This window comes from Variovorax sp. 10L426 (assembly GCF_056395305.1).
The window spans coordinates 13,195-33,390 of record NZ_JBFTJF010000026.1; the positions used below are offsets into that span (position 1 = coordinate 13,195).

Annotated in this window: 19 protein-coding genes and 1 pseudogene; 11 read left to right on the forward strand and 9 right to left on the reverse strand. The window is 62.7% G+C overall.

All coding sequences use genetic code 11. The features are described 5' to 3' along the window. The first annotated feature begins 2 nt into the window (after positions 1-2). A complete protein-coding gene (locus AC1DHL_RS26990; RefSeq protein ID WP_478163994.1) occupies positions 3-524 on the forward strand; it encodes a PgaD family protein in 522 nt (173 codons plus the stop codon). Here the strand turns inward: AC1DHL_RS26990 and AC1DHL_RS26995 are convergent. Then, entirely contained in the window at positions 521-934 is a 414-nt protein-coding gene (locus AC1DHL_RS26995; protein WP_478163995.1) for a PaaI family thioesterase, read from the reverse strand. The two genes, AC1DHL_RS26990 and AC1DHL_RS26995, sit on opposite strands and share 4 nt — an antisense overlap. 221 nt (positions 935-1,155) lie before the next feature. Here AC1DHL_RS26995 and AC1DHL_RS27000 point away from each other — a divergent pair, with 221 nt between their 5' ends. Then, positions 1,156-2,028 carry a sce7726 family protein gene (locus tag AC1DHL_RS27000; RefSeq protein ID WP_478163996.1) on the forward strand — a complete coding sequence of 291 codons (873 nt, stop codon included), beginning with the start codon at positions 1,156-1,158 and terminating at the stop codon, positions 2,026-2,028. Between the two features lie 50 nt (positions 2,029-2,078). After that, positions 2,079-3,032: a sce7725 family protein gene (locus AC1DHL_RS27005; protein ID WP_478163997.1), complete on the forward strand. Its 954-nt coding sequence runs from the start codon at positions 2,079-2,081 to the stop codon at positions 3,030-3,032. Between the two features lie 202 nt (positions 3,033-3,234). On the opposite strand, the gene AC1DHL_RS27010 is transcribed toward AC1DHL_RS27005, so the two are convergent. The 5 genes and pseudogenes from AC1DHL_RS27010 to AC1DHL_RS27030 form a co-directional block, all read right to left on the reverse strand. Beyond that, positions 3,235-3,924: a PIN domain-containing protein gene (locus AC1DHL_RS27010; RefSeq protein ID WP_478163998.1), complete on the reverse strand. Its 690-nt coding sequence runs from the start codon at positions 3,922-3,924 to the stop codon at positions 3,235-3,237. Between the two features lie 11 nt (positions 3,925-3,935). Beyond that, the gene (locus AC1DHL_RS27015; RefSeq protein WP_478163999.1) at positions 3,936-5,750 is read right to left on the reverse strand and encodes a DEAD/DEAH box helicase; all 1,815 of its coding nucleotides are present in this window, start codon (positions 5,748-5,750) and stop codon (positions 3,936-3,938) included. 214 nt (positions 5,751-5,964) lie between these two features. Next, positions 5,965-6,933, reverse strand: coding sequence for a DUF4236 domain-containing protein (locus tag AC1DHL_RS27020; RefSeq protein ID WP_478164030.1), 969 nt, complete (start codon positions 6,931-6,933; stop codon positions 5,965-5,967). A gap of 87 nt (positions 6,934-7,020) precedes the next feature. Next, positions 7,021-7,176: pseudogene (locus AC1DHL_RS27025) on the reverse strand (DUF4236 domain-containing protein); the annotation flags it as partial. A 276-nt stretch (positions 7,177-7,452) separates the two neighbouring features. Beyond that, on the reverse strand, positions 7,453-7,815 hold the full coding sequence (locus tag AC1DHL_RS27030; protein WP_478164000.1) for a PaaI family thioesterase: 363 nt from the start codon (positions 7,813-7,815) through the stop codon (positions 7,453-7,455). A gap of 199 nt (positions 7,816-8,014) precedes the next feature. Here AC1DHL_RS27030 and AC1DHL_RS27035 point away from each other — a divergent pair, with 199 nt between their 5' ends. Continuing rightward, positions 8,015-9,628 carry an AAA family ATPase gene (locus AC1DHL_RS27035; RefSeq protein ID WP_478164001.1) on the forward strand — a complete coding sequence of 538 codons (1,614 nt, stop codon included), beginning with the start codon at positions 8,015-8,017 and terminating at the stop codon, positions 9,626-9,628. A 325-nt stretch (positions 9,629-9,953) separates the two neighbouring features. Here the strand turns inward: AC1DHL_RS27035 and AC1DHL_RS27040 are convergent, their stop codons facing one another. Both AC1DHL_RS27040 and radA read right to left on the reverse strand, forming a co-directional pair. Next, on the reverse strand, positions 9,954-10,310 hold the full coding sequence (locus AC1DHL_RS27040; protein WP_478164002.1) for a hypothetical protein: 357 nt from the start codon (positions 10,308-10,310) through the stop codon (positions 9,954-9,956). A gap of 272 nt (positions 10,311-10,582) precedes the next feature. Further along, a complete protein-coding gene (gene radA / locus AC1DHL_RS27045; RefSeq protein WP_478164029.1) occupies positions 10,583-11,974 on the reverse strand; it encodes a DNA repair protein RadA in 1,392 nt (463 codons plus the stop codon). A 95-nt stretch (positions 11,975-12,069) separates the two neighbouring features. Here radA and AC1DHL_RS27050 point away from each other — a divergent pair, with 95 nt between their 5' ends. Further along, positions 12,070-12,465 (forward strand): MAPEG family protein, encoded by a 396-nt coding sequence (locus AC1DHL_RS27050; RefSeq protein WP_478164003.1) that lies wholly within the window; start codon positions 12,070-12,072, stop codon positions 12,463-12,465. A 136-nt stretch (positions 12,466-12,601) separates the two neighbouring features. Beyond that, a complete protein-coding gene (locus AC1DHL_RS27055; RefSeq protein ID WP_478164004.1) occupies positions 12,602-14,530 on the forward strand; it encodes a hybrid sensor histidine kinase/response regulator in 1,929 nt (642 codons plus the stop codon). A gap of 98 nt (positions 14,531-14,628) precedes the next feature. On the opposite strand, the gene AC1DHL_RS27060 is transcribed toward AC1DHL_RS27055, so the two are convergent. Beyond that, positions 14,629-15,513, reverse strand: a complete 885-nt coding sequence (locus AC1DHL_RS27060) for a LysR family transcriptional regulator (RefSeq protein WP_478164005.1) — start codon at positions 15,511-15,513, stop codon at positions 14,629-14,631. A 116-nt stretch (positions 15,514-15,629) separates the two neighbouring features. Here AC1DHL_RS27060 and AC1DHL_RS27065 point away from each other — a divergent pair, with 116 nt between their 5' ends. The 5 genes from AC1DHL_RS27065 to AC1DHL_RS27085 all read left to right on the forward strand — a co-directional run bounded on the left by AC1DHL_RS27065 (position 15,630) and on the right by AC1DHL_RS27085 (position 20,188). Beyond that, a complete protein-coding gene (locus tag AC1DHL_RS27065; RefSeq protein ID WP_478164006.1) occupies positions 15,630-17,324 on the forward strand; it encodes an FAD-dependent oxidoreductase in 1,695 nt (564 codons plus the stop codon). Then, positions 17,321-18,307 (forward strand): Bug family tripartite tricarboxylate transporter substrate binding protein, encoded by a 987-nt coding sequence (locus AC1DHL_RS27070; RefSeq protein ID WP_478164007.1) that lies wholly within the window; start codon positions 17,321-17,323, stop codon positions 18,305-18,307. Before AC1DHL_RS27065 ends, AC1DHL_RS27070 begins: the two co-directional genes overlap by 4 nt. An 80-nt stretch (positions 18,308-18,387) precedes the next feature. Further along, a complete protein-coding gene (hpaR, locus tag AC1DHL_RS27075; RefSeq protein WP_478164008.1) occupies positions 18,388-18,819 on the forward strand; it encodes a homoprotocatechuate degradation operon regulator HpaR in 432 nt (143 codons plus the stop codon). Continuing rightward, entirely contained in the window at positions 18,816-19,439 is a 624-nt protein-coding gene (locus AC1DHL_RS27080; protein WP_478164009.1) for a fumarylacetoacetate hydrolase family protein, read from the forward strand. The genes hpaR and AC1DHL_RS27080 overlap by 4 nt, the downstream gene beginning before the upstream one ends. Next, positions 19,436-20,188, forward strand: coding sequence for a fumarylacetoacetate hydrolase family protein (locus AC1DHL_RS27085; RefSeq protein ID WP_478164010.1), 753 nt, complete (start codon positions 19,436-19,438; stop codon positions 20,186-20,188). The genes AC1DHL_RS27080 and AC1DHL_RS27085 overlap by 4 nt, the downstream gene beginning before the upstream one ends. The last annotated feature ends 8 nt before the right edge of the window (positions 20,189-20,196 follow it).

A 20,196-nucleotide genomic window follows, 5' to 3' on the forward strand; every position in this document is an offset into this window, starting at 1 on the left:
CAATGCATCGAGAGACGTCTGCCGACACCCCTCAGCGAGACGGCGAGCCCCCGGTCAGGCCGGCGCCGCCGCAACAATGGCCGCCTCGAATCCCGCCGACGCACGCGCCGTTTTGGATGCGGACTCGGGATCGAGTGTTGACCGTCGCCGTGTGGATGGCCTACCTGTGGATCCTTCGCGAGCGCATCGTGATCCTCGTTGGCCGGTTCAGTCCTGAACTTGAGGCGTTTCTCAGGAAGAGGATCGATGTCGAGTTCACGGTGTACCTGCGGCCCTATGTCTGGGCTGCCGCGGTCCTCGTGGCTTGGATCGTCTTGTTCGGCGTGCTCCGTCGACGATCCCTGTCGGCCTCGGCGCACGCTGAGCACGAGGTGCCAGCGTTGCCTCCCGAGCCGCACTTCGCGACCGCAGGTGTGCCTGTATCGCAACTGCCGGTGTGGCGCGGCGCGCGCTGCCTGCATGTGCAGTACGACACGGAAGGCCGCATTGCGGGCGTCGCACCATCACTGCCTGCCGCTCACTAGAGATCTGCCAACAAGCCGGTCGAGGTGGCTTCGGCGGCCAACTTGCCTGCGGGGTTGTAAAGCGAAGCCTCCAGAAAGGTCACCCGCTTGCCGCGCCTGATCACGCGCCCCTCGACCCAACCCTCACCGGGACCGACCTTTTCGTAGAAGCTGACCTTGATCTCCAGGCTGAAGACGGTTTGCGCGTGCCCGGTGTCGTTGATCACCGCATGCGCCATCGCCGCATCGAGCCAGGCCGTGATGAATCCGCCCTGAGCGATCGTGCCGTTCGTGTGGCAATACTCGGGGCGAACCGTGAATGCCGCCTTCAGGGCCTTTCGTTCGGGGTCCCATTCGGTCACGTGGAAGTTGCCCATCGATTCGCTCAGTGCCTTGCCTGAGCGGATTCGTGCGTCCAAGTCGTCGTTCATTGCTCGCGCCTGCTGTTGGAGGTGGGATTGTCGCGCCGGGGGTTGATGGGCAATGCTCGAGCTTTCAAGCCCCAACGGCTGTCGTTGCCTGACCAGATCGATTCGATGGCCAGGATGGGTTCGCTATAGTGCGCGCTAAACCGCCCCTAGAGGCCTATCACTTCCGGCGGCTGCACTGAATACAAAAGCGTTGCCATACGCAAGTCTGGCAGACACAGACGATGACACCGATCGAACGCAACCGAATCCTTGCAAGGATGTTTACACGCCCGGTGTTGACTGCACTAGCCCGTACGGGAAGTACCGTGCCCGCGCTCTCCTTCTTGGCGTCCACGGGTGTGGCCGCTCGCGCGAAGGGGCCGGCCGTCATGCAGTTGTTTGAGCGGGCATTCGAGGATATCAGGAAGCACTACCGCAACGAGTACGTCTACAAGACTGCAATCGCCAATCGCATCGTCTTTGGGCGTCATAGTCCTCGGACGGCCGCCATGCAAGTCGAGCTTCAAGTCGGCCACTCAATAGTCGATGTGGCCGTCTTTAACGGCACTTCGACCGCATATGAAATCAAGACGGAACTGGACACCACCAAGCGGGTGAACTCACAGTCCGCTGACTACCTGAGAGCATTCGACCGCGTCTATCTCGTTACCCATCCTCAGTTTGTTCAAAGATTTGAGAAGGCCGTCGACGCACGTGTGGGCATCCTTGCTCTGACGCGAGATGAAAACTTGAGCGTCGTACGTCCAGCGTCTAGCAATGCCCACAGCATCAGTCAACAGACGGTGCTTCGCATGCTCCGCCGTAGTGAGTACATGGCAGCGGCACAGCAGATTTACGGTCCCCAGCCCAAGTTGCCCAGCGGGTTGTTGTTTGCTCATTACGAGAAGCTCTTCACCGATATGTCGGCAGAACACGCGCATGAGGCGCTCGTCAGAGCGATGCATGCCCGGACGACCGAACCTTCGTATGTTGAGTTCATATCGGCGTTGCCACAGAGCTTGCGAGCCCTGGGATATGCGACACCGATGTCGAATACTCAAAGAAATCGAGTACTTTCAACTCTTGCGTCACCTTCATTGTTACGGTTAGCATAAAGTGTATTCATCGCGATAAACGCGATTGCCGGCTGGGAGGCGGCTACACGATGTACTTTCCATTCTTGTATGGAAGAAGATCCGAGTTTTTGGCATTGCGAGCGATGCTCGCTGACTATCGATCACTCGATTCACTCGTTCCGGTCATTGAGCCGGTGAACGCGAAGCCAGATGACTTGCTGAGATGCTTGGAGGCGTTCGGCAAGGCGGGGCGTGCAGCAGCGGTCATCATCAACCCAGACAAGCATCAACTCGATACGCGAGCTGCGACGCAGACGTGGAGAAAGGCGGTCGATCCCGTTCTAAAGGCTCATCCAAGTCTAATTCCCGCGTACCGCTGCCATGCTGCGTCCACCCAGTCCAACATCGACGCGTTTTTTAAACTTTATCCGACTGGCGACACTGCCATCGTCTACGCGAGTCCAGGACTGAGCGACGCGGAAATCAATGCGCTTGCAGCCAGTCCCCGCGTGCGCTTTCACATTGTCCTGAACGGCAAGATGACCGCAGCACAACGCTCGATGCTGCCTAAGACCAAGTTTGTAGACATACGGGACGACTTCAACAAACTTGACAGGAACGCTGACTACGGCGCGCCCGAACTCTTCACAGATCGCCATAAGACCTTTCCCTCTCAGGGGGTAGGATTTGGCGACTACACGTCCGTTGGCTCCCTCTTTCGGGATGGCGGCACAACTCCGCACGCAGTCGCAGTCCACGCGATCTACCGCAATAAGTCCACTTCCGACTTCTGGATCGAGCACTTCGTCTCGGATGACATTGACAAAGACGTTGGCGACGTAGCAAGCAAGTACCTGCAGGCTGTCAAGAAGCTGGTTAACGCGGCGAAGAAGCGCCCCGCTGAGTTCGGGACAAACTTTGTACTAGATGCCTACGCTGCCCATGTGAAATCTTCGGAGTATCCGGGGCTCGGCAAGAACAAGGAATTACAGATCGGGCATCACATCTGTCTGATGCTCGACGTACTAGCCGGTTCGACCTGAGTTTAGGCTTAGCAAGAGCAAGCTTTGCGCGGCGACGCTCTACAAGAACGGCAAGTCAATAGCAGAATGCTCCTGCGCATCGTGGATACCTTTGTGATTGGGCCCAGGGCGAAGAGCTTGAGCAGTGCGACCCGTATCTAACCCGGTCATGTCAGGCGGGTATCGGAACGGCCATCGCGGGCGACGTATTGCACGCCTTGGATCAATTCTTGGTCGACCGAGCGGCCGGACTCAGCGGCGCATAGATCAATACCCCCTCGATGACCTTGATCACATCCATGGTCTCGAGCCTGGCAATCACGGCAGCCACCTTGTCAGGTGCTGGTTCCTGACCGATACGTGACTGGATGCGGGTCTTCAACGCTTCGAGGTTTCGTGGCCTGCTGAACCCGCGAACGTCGTTCAGGATACCGCCGTATACCAAGCTCACGGACTTCGGCTTCCCGGCCTTTGGTACGGATTGAACGCGCGCTGGCGACTCGCTGGCGGCAGACTTGGGCGGAGCATTCGATGTCGCGACAACCGACTTCGAAGGGAGTTCGGCGACCGCGGGCATGACGGCCAGATCTTCCACGCGCTCGACTTTCCGCCCCTTCGACAGGGCGTGAGCGATCACCGGGTCGTAGTCGCCGTCGGCCGCGACGATCACGAATCTCGCATTCGGTTCGTGCCTGCCAACGAGGTAGCCCAGATAGAGCACAAGGTGAAAATCAAGCGAGTTCTTGCCGGGCCTGGAGATGTCGACGATGGAGACTCGCTCGCCCAGTTCCAGGTACTGCGGAAGTGCGCCGATCTCTTGCTCGCCGAAAAAGATCCAGGCTTCGCCGTCTACGCCCATCCATCGCGCCACGCATTCCGGCGCTGGCCGTCGATTCTGCAGATCGATCAGCAAGTAGGTCTTGGTCAATGCGGCACCGCGTTGGCAACGATAAGCCGTGAAGTCGCGCGTGTCGCCCCGACATAGAACAGCCGCATTTCCTCCAGCGCATCGCCATCCGCAGCGCTCGCGTCGCTACCCACCGCAGGCTGGCGCGCCCCCATCACCGCGACGACCGGAAACTCCAGACCCTTGCTCGCATGCAGCGTCATCACCTTGATGTCGTCGGCCAGCGGATCGAAATCGTTCGTGCCCTTGCGCACCTTGTGCGGCAGGCGACGACGACTCAACGCCCGTGAGCACTCGTCCATCAGCGCCCAGCTGCGGCACAGCACCGCCATGTCGCCCCAAGCATGGCCTTCGTTGTGGGCGCTGGCCATCAGCTCCGCGATGCGGTCGGCCTGCTCGCGCGGGCTCGGCAAGTCGATGACGATCGGCTCCGGGCCATCGCGGCCACAGCTCACGGGTTGCAGGATCGGGATGCCGTCATCGTCCTTTTCCTGCGGGCGCAACAACTCCGACGCCATCGCGCTGGCGGTCTGAAGGATCTGCCGGGTGTTGCGGTAGTTGATCTTGAGGATCGTTGTGCGCCCCTGTGCCTGCACGCCGACGCTCTTGAAGCTGAAGGGCTTGCCCCGCCGCTTGTCGTAGATGCTTTGCGCATCGTCATAAAGCAGCAGCAGGCTGTTGGTGCTCGGGTCGACCATCTGCGTGACCAGCTTGAGCCACTCCGGCGCGAAGTCATGACCTTCGTCGACCAGCACCGCCAGATACTGGCCCGAGGGGATCATGCGACGGTCGACCCCTTCGATGACGTTGAGCACCATCCGATCCATCTTGGCGCCCACCGGCAGCTCGTTGGGCGGCAGCGGCTGGCCGAAGGCCACCAGCTGATCGCGGCACCACTTGTGGAAATGCCGGACATGCACACGGTCCGACAGTCCCTTGGCCCGCATCGTTGCGTGCAGCTTGACCGCCAGCGGTTCGTTGTAGCAAAGGATGAGCACCGGCTTCGCACCGGCGGTCGCGGCCTTGGCCAGGTACTCCGCGCGGTAGCCCAGGATCATCGTCTTGCCCGATCCGGCCACGCCGTGGATCACGCGGTGGCCGTCGCCGAGGCTGCGCGCGAGTTGCTCCTGCTGCAGGTCCATCACGCGAAGGAAATCCGGGATGGCTGCCTCTTCATTCGCATCGTCGAAGAGCGAGCCTTGATCGGGCACACGCACTTCGGGAAACAGGTTCCACCGCACGCGATCGATCTGGGGTAGCGACAGCGTGCCGCGCATGAGCTGCGGGAACATGTCCCACAGCCGAGATTGAAAGGCTTCAGGCTCGGCGTCTTCGAGCATTTCGTCGGAGCAGATCACCCGGTGCGGCTCGATCGCGCGGGAAAGGCCGGCCGCTTCGAACTGCTTTCGCGTGATGCGCGTGAAGACGACGCCGTAGCTCCACGGAAAGGTGAGCATGCCTTTGTATTTGCCCTCGTGCTGCACCAACTGCGCGTCGCGCTTGAGGGCATCGACCACCTGCAGGGTCTGGTGGCGGGCCTGCTCGATGGGGTTGGGGACGCTCTTTGGCACACCGTCGGGCACGATCTGCCAGTCGCCGCGGCTGGCCTCGCGGATGGTGTCGAGGCGCCAGTCCTTGGTCTCCAGGATCAGGAGGCCGCGGCGCGGATGCAGGACCACGAAGTCCGGATGGCATTGCTTGGGGCCGATGGGGACGTCGAACCACAGCAGGTAGTCGTCGTCGAGCTTCTGCTGAAGCCGTTCCGCCAAGCGGCGCTCGCCGGAGGTCATGCGGGCGACGCATGTGCCGAGGGCGGGGATCAGGACGGCCATTGGAGAGATTCCCTAGGTTGGTCAGCTTGGCATCATGGCTGTGGTGCCCATTGGAGAGCACCCTTCGGCACGAAGCGAGGCACGAACTGTGGAATATGCCCTAGCCTTAGGACGTAGTGTTCGGTTTGCCTTTGGGTCTCCGAAATGCAGCGGAAGAGGCAATTCGAGGCCGCCTTCGCGAATCGCCACCAGTCTGCTGACGCGACGATGCCGCTCAAGCCTCGAACGGCTGAATCGGCTTAAATACGCCGGTCTTGCTCATCGTGCGGCGCAGTTCGAACCGCGTGAGCGCCTCGACCACGTCGAGCGCTTCCAAGTGCGCGAAATCGATCGTCTCCCAATCGAGGCGATTGACTCGGACCGACAGCAGATATTCATCGCTGAGCTGCGCGGTGGTTGTGCTCCGCCGCTGGGAGTAGGCCGAGAGGACAACGTCCTTGGCGACGGGAAGCGCAGCGAAGGTTTCCCCAATGAGCCGAAAGGCGATCCCATGGATGTGCGCCATATACATCTTCTGCACCCTGGTCGCGGACAGATCCTTGATTGAAAGCCGAAGGCCGCGTGCTGGCACTGCAGCCAAGCGCGTCGGCATGTCCTCTATCTCGGGCAAGTCCACGTCGAGCATCACCAAGGCTCCGCCTTCTTTGATCTCAAAGACGACTTCGGTCTCCCGGGGCCAAGTCACGTCTTGCAGTGCCATCTCGAGAAAGGACTCCATGGCACTCAGATCGCGATAGATGTCGACTTCGACCAGCGCCTTGCGCTGAGCGATGTCCTGGTCGTACTCTTGCTTGGCCACCGCCCATTCACGACCATCCTCTTTGTGGGCCTCGGCCGCCGCTTCGTTCTCCCTTGCGATCAATTCGGTTCTTCCGGGAACGAAGCGCTCCCACCATTTGGCGCGCCGCTTGATCGGTGCGACCGGAGGTGGCTCCATGAACTCTGGCGCTTGGAAGCGCGGCTTCACCTTCGGATCCGGCGTCTCATCGTGAATGTGGTCAAGGGAGTTGATCTGCGAATTGATCCGCTCACAGGAGTCCGCAATCAGCGCGCGAAGTTGATCCTTGCCCTGGCCTTTCGCGAGCGCGATGTGCTGTTCGCTCGCCTGCCGTCCATCGGTGTCCGTGAATACGATCTGGCCGTCATCCTGAACGGAACATAGCAGCGCAATCTTCTCCTGCACAGGCTCTGGCCGCGCCGCTAGCGCCCTCTGTACGGTGCGTGGTGTCGACCTCGAATTCCCGGACGAGAGGCGAGTTCGAGAGGAAAGGCCAGTGCCAGGAATCCCGGTGTTGAGGAACGTTCCCCTCTTCCCAACGCCGATAGAAGCGCCACGCGGACCGAACGTCCAGCTTGAGCCGCTACCGGAGATGTTCCAGCGCACGCCTGGCGCAAGCTTGATCGACTTGCGGAATCTCACTGCCACTTTTCCCCCTTTCGCTATTCATCGCTGGGCGGATTGCCTATGAAGTCAACCGTACCGCGATGAGGATGCTGCCTTCGTGGCGACAAACCGTCCGGCCCCGGCGACCAAGACTGTAGCGAACTCACCGACTGCATGGCCGACGGTCACTTTTGGCGACGACGAACATCGTGGCCTAGAGATCGGCCAGTAACCCGGTCGACGTGGCTTCGGCCGCCAACTTGCCTGCGGGGTTGTAGAGCGAAGCCTCAAGAAAGGTCACCCGCTTGCCGCGCCCGATCACGCGTCCCTCGACCCAACCCTCACCGGGGCCGATCTTTTCGTAGAAGCTGCCTTGATCTCGAGGCTGAAGACGGTTTGCGCATGCGCGGTGTCGTGCATCACCGCATGCGCCATCGCCGCATCGAGCCAGGTCGTGATAAATCCGCCTTGGGCGATCGTGCCGTTGGTGTGGCAATACTCGGGCCGAACCGTGAATGCCGCCTTCAGGGCCTTTCGTTCAGGATCCCACTCGGTCACGTGGAAACTGCCCATTGATTCGCTCAGTGCCTCGCCTGAACGGATTCGTGCGTCCAAGTCGTCGTTCATGGAGTGCGATTGATGGTGGGGGTGGGGCATGGTCGTGCCGGGGCCGATGGACAATGCTCGGGCTGCATGCAGGCGCGAATTGCCGGTTCGCAGTGCGGAAGCGGTCGTTGCCGGCAAGATCCCGAACTTCCGCAGTCGGGCCAGCACCGGCCGTCATAGCGACCGCGGCATCGGCTGATGCGTCAAAAAGCAAAAAATTTAACTTCAGCAAAAGCAGCTACGAAGCCAATCGAGTAGTCTAATTAATTTTGATATGACAGAAATCGCTCTGATAAAGCTAAATATTTCAACTGGCGCGACGGCGACCGCCATTGAGGTGTATGCGGGCAAGCCGGTATTCATATTGGGTCGAAACGGCACAGGAAAGTCTGCGCTGATACATGGATTACACGGTCAAATTGGGGAGAGGGTTGTATATCTACCGGGTTCCCGCCCAAATTACTTCGACAACGAAAGCCTTTCGCTCACGCCTGCATTGCGACGCAATCTCACGCAGAATTTGCGCTCTTGGGATTTGTCTCCTGATACCAGATGGCGGGCCATTTCCGGCACATCGCGCAATGAAAAGGCTATCCACGATCTTCAGGCGAAGGAAACGCAGTACAAGATTGACGCTGCCAACGAAGTTAAGCGAGATGGCAATACATCACCTGCAATTTCGCGTCTTCAATCAAATAACTCCCCTCTTGATCGCATAAACGCCTTGATTGCACAGGCGAATTTACCGATTTGCATGTTGATTGATGGAGGAGAGTTAAAGGCTACGCAGTCAGGCGATGTCTACAGTTTCGCGAGAATGTCAGACGGCGAGCGATCTGCGCTAGTTCTCTCGGCAGAAGTGGTCGCGGCGCCGAAGGGCTCGATCTTCTTAGTGGACGAACCCGAACTTCACCTGCATCCATCAATAGTTGTACCTTTGCTAAACGGCCTTATTGCTGAAAGACCTGACTGCGGTTTCGTAGTTAGTACACACGAGCTTGAGCTGGCCGGTAGTGCGCCTTCTGCTCAGGTTGTATTGGTACGCGGCTACTCCTGGAAAGACAGCGCATGGGACATCGATGTGCTAAGTGATTCAAACGAAATTCCAGATTCGCTTCGCACCGACTTAATCGGGTCGCGTCGAAAGATTCTTTTTATTGAAGGAATCCCGAACAGTCTTGACCAGCCTTTGTATTCCTTGCTATTTCCTCGGATCTCCATTCGCTCACGCGAAAATTGCCGCGAGGTTATGCGTGCTGTCGCTGGCCTTCGTTCTGTCCCTGCATTGCATCGAGTAGAAGCATTTGGACTTGTCGATCACGACGGAATGGGAGACGAGCGATCCGCTGAACTAGAACGCGAAGGCATATATCCACTACCAGTCTTTGCGGTAGAAAGTCTTTACTACTCCGCAGAAGTGCTTTCGGCAGTTGCAGCACAACAAGCCGCCACGTTTGGAATTGCGGCGGAGGAGTTATTGAGTGAGGCGAAACGCCTTGGGTTGACGGCTCTCAATGCGAGCAACGTAGTCGAGCATTTGGCAAGCAGGATCGCAGAGAGACAATTAAGAGACAAGCTAATGCTTTCCTTACCTGACCGTCATTCAATGATCGAAGGTAGAGATGGATCGATCAGTTTATCACTGCCGTCCCCTTATCCGAACGAACTAGCACGAATTATCAAATTAGTGAAGATCGGAGACGTTGATGGCGTCGTATCCAGGTATCCGGTTAGAGAATCAGGTCTATTGGGCAACCTAGCAAAAGGTCTGCGATTTTCGAATCGACAGGACTTTGAAAGAGCCGCACTAACTCGCATCGGCGCGGATGAAGATCTCCGATCGGCGTTAAAGTCAAAGCTCGGCTCGTTGGCGTCTCGCCTGGAATGAGTCCCCGAGCGACCAACACTTGATCGCTACCGCCTACCTTTGGCGTCTCAGCGTGACCTATTGTGTCGTCGATGCCGAGCTTTTGGATGTCCGCTTGAGGGTCAATTGAAAGCGGCTTTTGTTTGAATTTGCCTATCATCCGGTGCGACGAACGCGGCGAAGAGCAAAGAGCAAAGAGCGACGTTGCCCCAGGGCAGCTTCGCGCACGTTGCTGCGTTCGTTTGTGCGCCTCCAGCGAATGGCTGGAGTGAGGCTTAGGCAGACACCCCAGGCGACGTCGAGCGGCCAACTCAGCCGCAAGGTGCGACCGAGCTTTCATTGGTCTTCAGTGCAACGCCTCACGCACCGACCGAATCGCATCGGTCACCGTCTGCATGCGCCGCACCATCTCCGCGTTGACCACCTCCATCAAAGCGCTCAACTCGATCGGCTGAATGCGGAACTCCTCGATTTCCTGCAAGTAACTCGGCGTCAGAAAGCTTTGCACACAGGCGTACGCACGGTGCGCCGCGCGCAGGCTGTTGAACTCGTCCTCGACGAGTAGCGCGGCGTTGCGTGCCGCCCTGTTCTTGGCTGACTTCCGAAGCGCGGGACTTGTTGCCGGGCGGCGTCCAGTGGCTTTTCGCCTTTTGGAATTAGGGTTGCCGGAAGAACTCGCGGTTGAGCGATCAGACTTAGCCATTTTTTTAACTCCCTATTGAAACGGTCTCGCTTCAACCGCCGCATCCGCTTCCAAACGGAGGCGGCGGCCCGAACGGGTTGGAAGACCGGGGGAGTTTCTTACGAAAGAACCGGCAGGACTTGCGTCCTCCCGCTCGAGCCGCCAAAAACAGGGGCACAAGCGACGAAGCCGCAGGCCAAAGGCAGCTGCGGCTTTCGCCGTAAAAAACTCCATTGCGGGCTTCCAAACCCGATCGCGTCCTTTTTCGACGCGACTCGCGCAGTATGCCAGCGCTACTGCATCTGCCTCACGATATCCAGAGCCTCCTCAATACGATCCACCGCATGAATCGTCAGCCCTTCAATTTCCTTCGCCCCCTTCCTCGGCGCATTCGCCTTCGGCACGATCGCCACACTGAACCCCAGCTTCGCCGCCTCACGCAACCGCTCCTGCCCACGCGGCGCCGGCCGCACTTCACCGGCCAGCCCCACTTCCCCAAACGCAATGAACCCCTTGGGCAGCGGCTTCCCCCGCAAGCTCGACGTGATCGCCAGCATCACTGCCAAGTCCGCCGCCGGCTCACTGATCCGCACCCCACCCACGGCGTTGACGAACACATCCTGATCCATGCAAGCCACCCCCGCATGCCGATGCAGCACCGCCAGCAGCATCGCCAGCCGATCCCGATCCAGCCCCACCGACAGCCGCCTCGGGCTCGGCCCACCGTTGTCGACCAGAGCCTGAATCTCCACCAGCATCGGCCGCGTGCCTTCCAGCGTCACCAGCACCACGCTCCCAGGGACCGGCTCCGCGTGCTGGCTCAGGAAGATCGCGCTCGGATTCGCAACACCCTTGAGCCCGCGCTCCGTCATCGCAAACACGCCGATCTCATTGACCGCCCCAAAGCGGTTCTTGATCGCCCGCACCAGCCGGAAGCTCGAATGCGTGTCGCCTTCGAAGTACAGCACCGTGTCCACCATGTGCTCCAGCACACGCGGCCCGGCGAGCGCGCCTTCTTTCGTGACGTGACCGACCAGCACCACCGCCGTGCCGCTGGCCTTGGCGAAGCGCGTGAGGTGCGCCGCGCATTCGCGCACCTGCGCCACGGAGCCCGGCGCGGAGGTGAGCTGGTCTGAATAGACAGTCTGGATCGAATCGATCACCGCGATCGCGGGTCGCGTGGCGTCGAGCGTGGCGATGATCTTTTCCAGTTGGATCTCGGCCAGCACCTGCACCTGCGAATGGTCGAGGCCGAGCCGGCGCGAGCGCATCGCGACCTGCGCGCCGCTTTCTTCGCCGGTGACGTAGAGCGCGTTGCGGCCGGCGCGTTGCAGCGCATCGACGGCCTGCAGCAGCAGCGTGGACTTGCCGATGCCCGGATCGCCGCCGATGAGCGTGACGCCGCCGTCGACGATGCCGCCGCCCAGCACGCGGTCGAGTTCGTCCAGGCCGGTGGGCGTGCGGGCGACCTCGGAGGCTTCGATTTCAGACAGGGTCGCAAGCTCGGCGGAGCCCGCGAGCGCCGCGAACTGGGTGCCGAAGCGGTTGTTGGCGGTGCCGCCCGCGGGCGCGGCGACCTGCTCGATCAATGTGTTCCAGGCGCCGCAGCTGGGGCATTTGCCGAGCCACTTGGCGCTCGTGCCGCCGCATTCGCTGCAGACGTAAATCGTTTTTTCTTTGGCCATGGCGTCGAGTGTAGGGAGGCGCAGATGTAACACTCCGGCGCACAATGGCGCGCCCGAGGCTGAGACGCCGCACATCGATCAACCAGGACCTTGATATGACCACCACCCTGACGCTCGTGATCTACATGGCCATCCTTACGTTTCTCACAACGCTTGTCGCGAGCCTCATCCGGGTCAAAGGATGGACCTTCCCCGGCACCAGGCTTGCGCTCGGGAACCGCGACAACTTGCCCGAAGCCACGCGATTCGCGGGACGGGCCGAGCGCACCGCCCGAAACACGTTCGAGAACTTCGTGCTCTTTGTCGCGATCGCGCTGGTTGCGCATGCAGCGGGCGCCACCAGTCCGAAGATCGCCACGGGGGCGGAAATATTCTTTTGGGCGCGCGTGCTGTACATCCCGGTCTACTACGCCGGGATCGTCTATCTGCGCACGGCGATCTGGGGGGTGAGCATCGTGGGTCTGGTGATGATGGTGCTTGCCATCTTGTAGGCTCTTGTAGGGGCAACTCACGCCAGCTGAGCACTTCCGCGACCATCTCTCGTTCAGCGACATTGCGAGGCGCGCGGGAGATGCAAGCGCTGCACAGGTCGCCGCCGCGGCATCCCGGCGCTAGACTCGCTGGACCATGACGGCAAGCCTCGATCAGCCTTCCCGGCAGGTGTTCACACCGCAGGCGTCGGCCGGCGAGGCGGATCGCTTACCGCCTTTGGCAGCTCTTGCCGAGGGCGCGCTGCTGGACCGCGAACTGGAAGACCGGCTGCGTCGGCGGCTGTTCGTGCTGGGTCATTCGGCCGTGCGCCAGGGCCTGATGGCGGTGGCTGTGTTCGCAGCGGTCTTCTCGGCGCTCACCGGCCCGCGGCTTGCCATTTTCCTGTGGGTGGCGCTCGTGTGTGCTGTGCTGATGGTGCGCCTGTACTTCCTCGAACAGAACCTGCGGGTGTACCCGGCGCCCCAATACGCCGAACGCCAACCGGCCGGCAACTGGCGCTACTTCGCGCCCTACACCGCGACCAGCGTGGCCTGGGGCCTGGGGCCGTGGTTCCTGATGCCGCTGGGTCCGATCCCGACCGAGTGGCTGGCGGTGCAGGCGGTGTTCGTATCGGGACTGATGACAGGCGTCGTTCCGGTGGTGGCGCCGTCGCGCACGGCCCCCTACGTATGGCTCGTGCCGCTGGCGCTGGGCATGGCGACACGCGCCGGGGTCCAGGGCGGAGCGGTCGGCTGGACCCTGTGCACCTACATCCTGCTGTACGCGATCGTGGCGTTGCGCTTTGCGCGCCAGCAGAGCGAACTGCTGCGCGCCGGCCTGCGTTCGCAGATCGAGAAGGAAGAGCTGTCCCGACAGCTGATGGCCCAGTCGCACGACCTGGAGCGGCTGAACACCGAGCGCAGCCGCTTCTTCGCGTCGGCCAGCCACGACCTGCGCCAACCGGTGCACGCATTGGCATTGTTCTCCGAGGCGCTGCGGCGCGAAGTGCAGGGCACCCCGGCGCAACGGCTGGCCGACCGCGTGGTGGAGGCCACGCAGTCGGTGAGCGGTCTGCTCAACGGATTGCTCGACATTTCCAAGATCGACGCTGGCGCGGTGCAGCCGGTGTTCGCGCCAGTGGCGATCGATCAGATCTTCCTGCGCCTGTCCCAACTGTATGAAGACCGCGCCGCCGCGGCCGGCCTGCAGCTACGCTTTCACCCGATCCCGTGCGAGATCGTGAGCGACGCCGATCTGCTGCTGCGCGTGCTGTTCAACTTCGTCGACAACGCCTTCAAGTACTGCGAGCGCGGCGGCGTGCTGGTGAGCGCGCGGCCGCGCGGCGGGCGCATCAGGCTGGCCGTGTGGGACACCGGGCGCGGCATCGGCGCCGAGCACCTGTCGCGGGTGTTCGATGAGTTCTACCAGGTGGACAACCTCCATCGCGACAGCGCGCGCGGGCTCGGAATCGGGCTGGCGATCGTCAGGCGGCTCGCGGTGCTGCTGGAAGGTGAGGTGGGCTTGCGTTCGGCGCCGGGGCGGGGCAGCGTGTTCTGGATCGAGCTGCCGCTGCACCCCAGCGCTGCTGCCCGGGCCAGTGCGGTCGCCAACGTCGCCGGTGCGCCGGTGCCCTGGGTGGCGAGCGCCGGTGCAGCGACGCCCGAGCGGCCGCTGCGCGTGTTGCTGCTGGACGACGAGGCAGCAGTCTGTGAGGCGATGCGCCTATGGCTCGCGCCCTACTGCGCTGCCATCCACACCGCGCAGACGGTGGACGAGGCGGGCGTCGTGGTGGCGCGCGAAGGCGCGAGGCTCGACGCGTTGCTGGTGGACTTCCGGCTGCACGGCGAACTCAACGGGATCGGCGCCACGCACCGCCTGCGCGCCCAGGCCGGGCGCATGCTACCTGTCATCCTGATCACCGGCGACACTGACCCGGTGCTGGTGCGTGAAGCCTACGACAGCGGTCTGGTGGTGATGTTCAAGCCGGTGCAGCCCGAGCAGTTGGTGAAGCGACTGCGCGAGCTGTGTGCGGCGCCGGCCGGTGCGGGCATCCCGCCGTGCGACAGCGCGCGTTTGTCAAGATGAAGTGTTTCTCATTGTTGGCAAATTGGTAGCTTTGCCAACAATGAGAAACGATTCAGCCAATCGCACTCGGTGCAGACGTCGAGTGCCGGGAGGCGCACTCAGTGGCTCGCGCCGAATTCGCGCACGAGAAGTTCCGCGAAGGCCTCGGCGGCTGGCGACAGTGACCGGCCGCGCTTGACCACGACCGCGATGTTGCGCGCCACCGTAGGTCGCACAAGTCGCCTGGCCACCAGATTCGGGTAACTCGCGTGCGCGAGTATCGATGCGGGCAGCACCGAAGCGCCGAGTCCGCTCGCTGCCATCGCGAGCGCAGTGCCAAGCAAGGTCACCTCGTGCGCAATCTTCAGTTCCACGCCCGCCTGGGCGGCGGCGCGGTCGATGCTGCCGCGCACGCCGTAGCCCGGCTTCACGGTGATCAGCGGATGCGCGGCCAATTGCTTCCACGAGATCTGCGGAGACGATGAAAGTCGCATCTCGCGGTCGACGATGACGCTCAGATGGTCGCGCACGAAGACGCGCTCTTCCAGCCCCGCGACCTTGCCGTCGAGCGTGCCGACGCCGAAATCAACCTGCTCCCTCTGGATGCGTTCGACGAACTGACCGGGCGCGCAGTCGTCGATATTGACCTGCACATCAGGATGGGTGCCGAAGTAGCGCTGCATGGCCTTCGGCATCAGGGTCTGCGCGATGGTCGACGTGGCGGCCACGCGCACGCGGCCATGCCGGCCGCTGGCGAGGTCGGTCATGGCAGAACCGAGCGCGTCGAGGTCGGCCAGCACACGCTCAGCGAAGACGATGGCCTGGTCGGCGGCCTCGGTGCTGCGCAAGGAGCGCGTGGTGCGATCGAACATGCGCAGGCCCATGCGCTGCTCGAATTCGCGCAGCAGCACGCTGACCGCCGGCTGCGTCAGCGCAAGCTGGTCCGCCGCGCTCGACAACTGGCCGCTGTGATACACGGCGACGAAGGCGCGCAACTGCCGCACGGAGGGCACACCTCGCATAGATAACGGTTTTTTATGAATCGCCATGAAAGCTTCATTTTTGAGCCGGCGCACATCGGCATCTAATCGCCGGCTGAGATTCCTGGAGACAACGAGCAATGAGTGAAGAACTCGAAACGCAGGTGCTGATTGTCGGCGCCGGCCCCGTCGGCCTGACGCTGGCGATGGATCTGGCGCAGCGCGGCATCGACGTGCTGGTGGCCGAGACCCGCCATCGCGGTGAGCCGCCGAACGTGAAGTGCAACCACGTGTCGGCGCGCTCGATGGAGATCTTTCGCCGGCTGGGCGTTGCCGCCAAGCTGCGCGACAGCGGCCTGCCAGCCGACTACCCGAACGACGTGGCCTACCGCACGACGATGACGGGCGACGAGTTGTCGCGCATCCCGATTCCCGCGCGCCGCGACCGCTACACCGCAACGGGCGGCCCCGACACGTGGTGGCCGACGCCGGAGCCGCCGCACCGCATCAACCAGATCTATCTGGAGCCGGTGCTCTTCGCGCATGCCGAAGCGGTGCCGGGCCTGCGCATCCGCAACCGGACGCGCATCGACGACTTCACGCAGGACGATGAGGGCGTGTGGGCGAACGGCGTCGATCTCGACGACGGGCGGCCGGTGCGCATCCGCTGCCGCTACATGATCGGCTGCGACGGCGGGCGCTCGATGGTGCGCAAGAAGATCGGCGCGCAGTTGCACGGCACCGATGTCGTCGGCCGCGTGCAATCGACCTACTTCCGCGCGCCGGCGCTGCTTGGGCTGCTGAAGCACGCGCCTGCCTGGGCCACCTTTTCGCTCAATCCACGGCGCTGTGGCAACGTCTACGCCATCGACGGGCGCGAGACCTGGCTGCTGCACAACTATCTGCTGGCGGACGAGACGGACTTCGAGGCGGTCGACCGCGACTGGGCCATTCGCGAGATCCTGGGGGTCGGCCCGGAGTTCGAGTACGAGATCATCTCGAAGGAGGACTGGATCGGACGCCGACTGGTGGCCGACCGGTTCCGCGACCGGCGCGTGTTCATCTGCGGCGATGCCTCACACCTGTGGATTCCGATGGCCGGCTACGGCATGAACGCAGGGATCGCGGATGCGATGAATCTGTCGTGGGTGCTCGCGGGCCGTTTGCAAGGCTGGGCAACGGAGGCCGCGCTGAATGCGTACGAAGCGGAGCGCCAGCCGATCACCGAGCAGGTGTCGAACTTTGCGATGAACCACGCGATTGCGTTGCAACGTCAGCGCGAGGGCGTGCCTGCGGGCATCGAAGCGCCGGGCGCGGAAGGCGACGCGCTGCGCGAAGCCACCGGGCGTGCGCTCTATGACCTGAACGTGCAGCAGTATTGCTGCGGCGGGCTCAATTTCGGCTACTTCTATGATCGTTCGCCGCTGATCGCTTACGACGGCGAACCGGCGCCGGCCTACACCATGGCCACCTTCACGCCATCGACCGTGCCCGGCTGCCGCACGCCACATCTTTGGCTCGACGATGGCCGATCGCTCTACGATGCGATGGGCACAGGCTACACGCTGTTGCGGCGCGATCCGAATGTCGATGTCCGTTCGATCGAAGCCGCTGCAGCTTCGCGCGGCGTGCCGTTGACGGTGCTCGACCTTCGCGCCGCCGACGCCGAGACACTCTACGACCGCAAGCTGGTGCTGTCGCGGCCCGACCAGCACGTGGCGTGGCGCAGCGATGCGGTGCCTGCCGATCCGTTCGCATTGATCGACCTCGTGCGCGGCGCCGGAACGCCCGCCGCGCTGCAACTCGAAGAGAAAGACAAGGAGACCGTCCAGTGAACCGCCGTCAAGTCATCCGCCGCATCGGCACCCTGTCCACCGCTGTCTGCGCAGCCGGGCCATCGTGGGTCCTCGCGCAGGGCGACCGGCCGATCACCATCGTCGTGCCCTACGCGCCGGGCGGCACCACCGACATGCTGGGCCGGCTGATCGCGCAGCAGCTCGGCACTGCCCTCGGCCGCACCGTCATCGTCGACAACAAGCCGGGCGCCGGCACCGCGATCGGCGCCAGCCAGGTCGCCCGCGCTGCACCGGACGGCAATACGCTGCTCGTGGCGACCAGCACGACGCTCGCCATCAACCCATGGCTCTACAAGAAGCTGCCCTACGACCCGGCGAAGGACTTCGCGCCTGTGGGGCTGATCGGCGCGGTGCCGCTCATGGTGGTGGTGCATCCTTCGGTGAAGGCGAACTCGCTGGCCGAACTGGTGGCGCTCGCGAAAGCCAAGCCCGATGCATTGAGTTACGGATCGGCCGGCAACGGGAGTCCGCAGCACCTGGGGCCCGAGATGTTCAAGGCAGCGACTTCCATCAATCTCAGCCACGTGCCCTACAAGGGCAGCGCCCTGGCGCTGACCGATCTGCTGGGCGGCCAGATCCAGCTGATGTTCACGGACATCGCGCCGGCCCTGCAGCATGTGCGCACCGGCAAGCTGCGCGCGCTCGCCGTCACTTCGCTGAAGCGCCAGAGCGCCGTGCCCGAAGTGCCGACGGTGGCCGAATCCGGAATCCCCGGCACGGCCGGATTCGAGGCCGTGGCATGGCAGAGCATCGTCGCGCCCGCAGGCACGCCAGCCGAAATCACCGAACGCTACAGCCGCGAAATCGCGAAGATCCTCGCTCAGCCCGATCTGCGCCAGAAGCTGGAGCGCGAAGGGCTCGAATCGCGATCGAGCACGCCCGCCGAGTTGGCCGCCTACATGAAGACCGAAGCCAAGCGCTGGGGTGAGGTGGTGCGCCTCTCGGGCACGACGATCGACTGATCGTTCCGAGGGGCCACGAGGGTTAACCCGAGGAGGGGTCACAAGCCGATCATTTAACATGTTAAGTAAATGAGGGCTTCATGACGACCACTTTCGCGCACCGCAATCTTCCGCGCCTGCTCTTGCAAGCGCGAGAGGCCGTGATGGCCCATACGCGCCCCAGCCTGCGCGAGCATGAATTGTCCGACCAGCAATGGCGCGTGCTGCGCGTGCTGGGCGAACACGGCGCGGTTGAAACAGGCCGTGTGGCGCGCGAGGCTTTCATCCTCGGACCCAGCCTGACCGGCGTGCTGGCGCGCATGGAGCGCGACGGGCTCATCACGCGGAGCCGCGATCCCGAGGACCAGCGCTGCACCGTCATCGAGGCCACGGCCCATGGCCGCAAACTGGTCAAGCGCCTTTCCACCAGCATCGAAGCGCACTACAAGTGGATGGAAGAGACGCTGGGCAAGGACAAGCTCGAGCAGATCTACGCGCTGCTCGACGAACTGATCGCATTGGAACAACCATGAGCTTTCTCCCAACGGGCACCGTCTACGGCGTGCTGCTGAACTTTCGCAAGGAAGTCGAAGCACTCGCGCCGCAGATGGACCAGCCCCCCTACAAGGCTCCGCCGAAGGCGCCGATCCTCTACGTGAAGACAGCCAACACCTGGAGCCCGAACAGCAGCGCCATCGCGGTGCCGGTGCGCGTGCCGGAGGTCGAGGTCGGCGCGACCGTCGCGATGGTGATCGGCCCGGACAACGACGTCGAAGGCTTCGTGCTGATGAACGATCTCTCGATTCCGCACACGAGCTTTTTCCGGCCTCCGGTGAAGTTCAAGTGCCTGGACGGCTTCCTCGGCATCGGCCCCGCGATGCGTGACGCGCAGGACGTCGCCGATCCCGCCGACTTCAAGCTCGAAGTGCGCATCAATGGCGAACTGCGCCAGTCGGTGGACTTCTCGCAGACGGTGCGCAACGCCGAGCAGTTGCTGTCCGATGTCGGCGCCTTCATGACGCTGCAGCACGGCGACGTGCTGATGCTGGGCTGCGACGCCGGCCGTCCGCTGGCGCGGCCCGGCGACCGCATCGAGATCAGCGGCGCGGGCTTCGAGACGCTCGTCAACACGCTCGTGAAGGAAGAAGCATGAAGCGCGCACGCATCCTGTTCGAAGGGGCGGTGCACGACGCCGTCGAGAAAGAAGGCCAACTGCTGCTGGCCGATGGCCGCCTCGTGGCGCTGGACGCCGTTTCGTGGCTGCCGCCGTTGGCGCCCACGCCGCGCCCGCGCACCATCCTCGCCCTGGGCCTCAACTACGCCGACCACGCCAAGGAACTCGAGTTCAAGGCGCCCGAAGAGCCGCTGGTTTTCGTCAAGGGCGAGAGCACGCTCACCGGGCACCGTCAGCTCACCTATCGCCCGTCGGACGTGCAGTTCATGCACTACGAATGCGAACTCGCGATCGTCGTCGGCAAGACCGCGCGCAAGGTGCGCCGCGACGATGCCTACGACTTCATCGGCGGCTACACCGTGGCCAACGACTACGCGATCCGCGACTACCTCGAGAACTGGTATCGCCCCAACCTGCGCGTGAAGAACCGCGACACCTGTACGCCGATCGGCCCCTGGCTGGTCGATGCCGCGGACGTGCCCGATCCGATGTCGCTGGCGCTGCAGACGACCGTCAACGGCAAGGTGACGCAGTCGGGCAACACGAAGGACATGATCTTCGATGCGCCTTTCCTCATCGAGTACTTCAGCAGCTTCATGACGCTGGCGCCGGGCGACCTGATCCTTACGGGCACGCCAGATGGCGTGGTCGACTGCCGGCCCGGCGACGTCATCGTGACCGAGATCGAGCGCATCGGCGCGCTGGTCAACACCATTGCAGCCGCCTGAGCGGCGAC